General features: G+C 64.6%; 2 protein-coding genes. Both read left to right on the plus strand.

Annotated features, from left to right (window positions below; all coding sequences use genetic code 11):
• Positions 1 to 329 precede the first annotated feature (329 nt).
• Positions 330 to 1,121, plus strand: a complete 792-nt coding sequence (locus tag ACTCB7_RS15065) for a FadR/GntR family transcriptional regulator (protein ID WP_463007330.1) — start codon at positions 330 to 332, stop codon at positions 1,119 to 1,121.
• The gene (locus ACTCB7_RS15070) at positions 1,118 to 2,185 is read left to right on the plus strand and encodes a TRAP transporter substrate-binding protein (RefSeq protein WP_463007331.1); all 1,068 of its coding nucleotides are present in this window, start codon (positions 1,118 to 1,120) and stop codon (positions 2,183 to 2,185) included. Before ACTCB7_RS15065 ends, ACTCB7_RS15070 begins: the two co-directional genes overlap by 4 nt.
• The last annotated feature ends 239 nt before the right edge of the window (positions 2,186 to 2,424 follow it).

Raw genomic sequence — 2,424 nt, forward strand, 5'->3', positions numbered from 1 at the left:
AAGCTGGCACGCATCGCCTTTTCACTGATGAAGCATGAGACGGGATATCGCCCTCCAAGCCCCATCAAGGCTTGACGGGCAACATAGAATCTCCCACAGGGAGGCCCTGGGGCCCGGGACCGGGGGTTGTGGGAGGGGATTCATCCCCGACGGCGGTGCCGCTGTGGCCAAGGGCATCGCGACTGGAGTCGCTCCCGCAAGAGGTAACGCGGTGCTTGAGCCCGGCATTCTTCGAACTATGACCAAAGTCTAAAGGCGTTTTGTCTGTTCTTGATTGATCCTATGTCGGACATAACCTGAATCGAGTCCTACAACGCAGGCCGTCCGACATGAGCCAAGCCAGCGCCAGTACATCCCGTTCGTCGCGTCCCGATATCGCCGAGGCCCTCGCCGAGGCGATCTTCGGCGGCGAGTACGCGCCGGGCGATTTCGTGCCCAAGGAGCTGGATCTCTGCGCGCAGTTCGGGGTCAGCCGCAGCACCGTGCGCAGCGCCCTGCAGACGCTGGTCGCTGCCGGGTTGCTCAAGCGTATCTCGGGGCAGGGAACCCGGGTTCGCGAACTGCAGGACTGGCACCTGCTGGACCCCCAGGTAAGCGCCTGGATGGCGCGCTTCGCCCAGCCCAATCCACGCATCCAGCGCGAGATCTTCGCCTTCCGTGTCGCCGTCGAGCCGTTCGTGGCCCGGCTGGCCGCGGAAAACGCCACGGCCGCCGATCTGCTGGCGATCGAGACGGCCTACGAGGGCATGATCCGCGCACTCGGCAGCGAGGATCTGCACTGGCAGGGCCACAGTCACAACGAATACGACGTGGCCTTCCACGAGGCGATCTTCGATGCCTCGCACAATCTGGTCTGGGCGCAGCTGAGCCATGTGCTCAAGCCGGCCATCTCGCTGGTGGTCGAGCGTTCCAACCACAGCGCCCACGAACTCAACGACAGCATGGAGCGCCACCGTCGCGTGATGGAGGCGATCCGGCTGCGCCAACCCGAACAGGCCGCACAGGCGGCGCTGGCGGTCCTCGACCGTACCGGGCGGGATCTGGGCCTGAACGGCCTGACCCGCGAATTCCCCGTTCTCGAACCTCAAACAACAAGCGATCAAGAGGATACTCACGCATGATGTCACGCACTCCGCTCAAGACGCTCACCGCCGCGATTCTGGCGGCTACCGCCGTCAGCGCTCAGGCTGCCGAGTACGACTGGACCTTCCAGACGTCCGAAACCGCGGGCGAGCCGCAGTTCGAAATGAAGAAGCAGTGGGCCGAGAACGTCGAGAAGATGTCCGACGGCCGGATCCACATCGAGATCCTGCCCGTGGGCTCCGTCGTCCAGGCCAACCAGACGCTGCAGGCCGTCAAGTCCGGTATCCTGCAGGGCCACCTGACCGACCCCAGCTACTTCACCGGCCAGAACCCGGCGTTCGGCATGATCGGTAACCTGGTCGGCGCCTGGAGCGATCCCTACAACTTCCTCGACTACATGAACAACGGTGGCGGGGAGAAGATCTACAACGAGCTGGTCGAGCCCTACGGCCTGCACCTGATCGGCGCGGCGGCCACCGGCCTGGAGTCACTGCCGTCCTCGAAGCCGATTCACTCGGTCGATGACCTCAAGGGCCTGAAGCTGCGTGCCCCGGAAGGCATGGTCTACAACATCTTCGAGAAGGCGGGCGCCACGCCGGTCAACCTGCCGGGCTCCGAGGTCTACACCTCGCTCGAGAAGGGCGTGATCGACGCTGCGGACTACACCGTGTTCGCCACCAACCAGGCGCAGGGTCTGCACGAGTTCGCCAACTATCCGCTGTACCCGGGCTTCCACTCGCTGCCGATGGTCTCCGTGTCCATCAACAAGCAGATCTGGGACGGCCTGCCGGGCGACCTCAAGGCGATCCTTTCCACCTCCGTCGACGCCATGGCCTACAAGATGGTCGGCGAGCTGAAGACGCGCGACCTCGAGGCGGTGCGTGAAGCACGCAAGGATCCGGACATCCACATCATCGACCTGCCGGCCGACGAGCGTGCCAAGTTCCGCAGCATCGCCAAGGAAGAGTGGCAGAAGTGGGCGGACAAGAACGACATCACCAAGGAGTTCTACAAGTCCGTGGTCAGCTACCTGCAGAACCACAACCTGCTGAAGGCGGAAGACGGCGCGGCAGACGCCGAGAAGACCGCCGACAAGTCCTGATCGCGGCCTGCCGCGACAGTGCGACAGCGACGGGGCCTGCGGGCCTCGTCGTTCGTCATGACGCACCCTGACGCTTTTATCGTGCAGAGGAAATCCCATGTCATCCCCATCCCGTAACGACGAACGGGCCGAGGCGCATGCCGCCGAGCCCGAGTCGGCGCCGGACGAGGCGCGCAGCGCCTTCGACCGCGGCGTGCTGTGGTGCGCCCGCGGTGCCGCCTGGCTGGTCTTCGTCGCCA

Source organism: Modicisalibacter sp. (genome assembly GCF_055145905.1).

Excerpts from the sequence above, each read along its gene's own strand:
- ACTCB7_RS15070 (WP_463007331.1), top strand. The coding sequence starts at position 1,118 with ATGATGTCACGCACTCCGCTCAAGACGCTCACCGCCGCGATTCTGGCG.
- ACTCB7_RS15065 (WP_463007330.1), top strand. The coding sequence starts at position 330 with ATGAGCCAAGCCAGCGCCAGTACATCCCGTTCGTCGCGTCCCGATATC.